Raw genomic sequence first — 1,018 nt, 5'->3', positions numbered from 1 at the left:
GACCTTGCCTGTCAGCGTATCGGCGCTCACTTCTGTTTCGGACAGTGAACGAAACAGGTACATCCGATCCCGGGCACGGGAGAGCGCCACGTTGAATCGCTGGTGCATGTCCGCTCGGTTCGCCACTGCCCTGTCCCCTGGCGCAGAGACCATAGAGACCAACATGATGTCTCGCTCACGACCCTGAAAAACTGGTGGCGGACCAATCGCGATCTTTCTTCCCACGATATCTACCGGTGATATCTCCTCACTGACGAGTTCGTGGATGCGGGCAGCCTGCGCGTTCCCGAGCAGGGTGACGACACCGATACTCCTGCCTTCATAAGCCACATCCTCAATGATCGACTTGATCTCGTCGACGATGGCTTTTGCTTCAGCCGGGTTAACGTCCCCTTTTCGATAGCCACCTTTCACGAAAACATCGATCAGGGGCGGATCGAGGCGCTCATTCGCCTTTGGCACTCGAAGCGGCCGGATATCGCCCTGATAGAACACGCGATTCGAGAACTCAATGATGGCCGGAACACATCGGAAATGTTCCTTGAGCATGATCTGGTTGCCGGCAAAGACCACGCGAGCCAAGTCGTAGATCGACTTATCCGGTGTCATCTCCGATCCGAACGGCTGGTTGCCGAGGAAGCGGCTGATCAGCTCCTTGATCTTTTCCTCTGCAGTGCCGACAGCCGACGGCGAGACCTGCTTGTGATCGCCGACCACAAGGAGCTTCTTGCCGCGGAGCAAGGCCGGCAGCGCCCAGATATCGGACTGCGATGCCTCGTCGATCACGACCAGATCGAACAGACCTATTTCTGCCGGCAGGGTCTCGGAGACGCGCCAATGCGGCAGGACCCAGCAGGGAACGGCTTGATATGCCCTTGTCATGGCCTCGCGAGCCGTTTTCCGGTGCCTGACCGCCCGCACGCCTGTGCCCGCTCCCATCGCCTGTACGGCATTCAGATAGGCCTGCAGTGCCTGGCGCACGGCATTGGGGGGATTCCTGTGCACACCCAGCCAGGTC

1 protein-coding gene is annotated in these 1,018 nt (G+C 59.1%); it reads right to left on the bottom strand.

What is annotated here, in order from left to right:
• The coding region (locus tag IG80_RS0112150; protein ID WP_198027415.1) for a DEAD/DEAH box helicase at positions 1-1,018 on the bottom strand (1,018 nt) is incomplete at both ends.

This window comes from Candidatus Paracaedibacter symbiosus (assembly GCF_000757605.1).
GTDB classification, from domain to species: Bacteria; Pseudomonadota; Alphaproteobacteria; order Paracaedibacterales; family Paracaedibacteraceae; genus Paracaedibacter_A; species Paracaedibacter_A symbiosus.
Note: the sequence above shows the minus strand (reverse complement) of the source record. Positions and strands in the feature narration are given on the sequence as shown.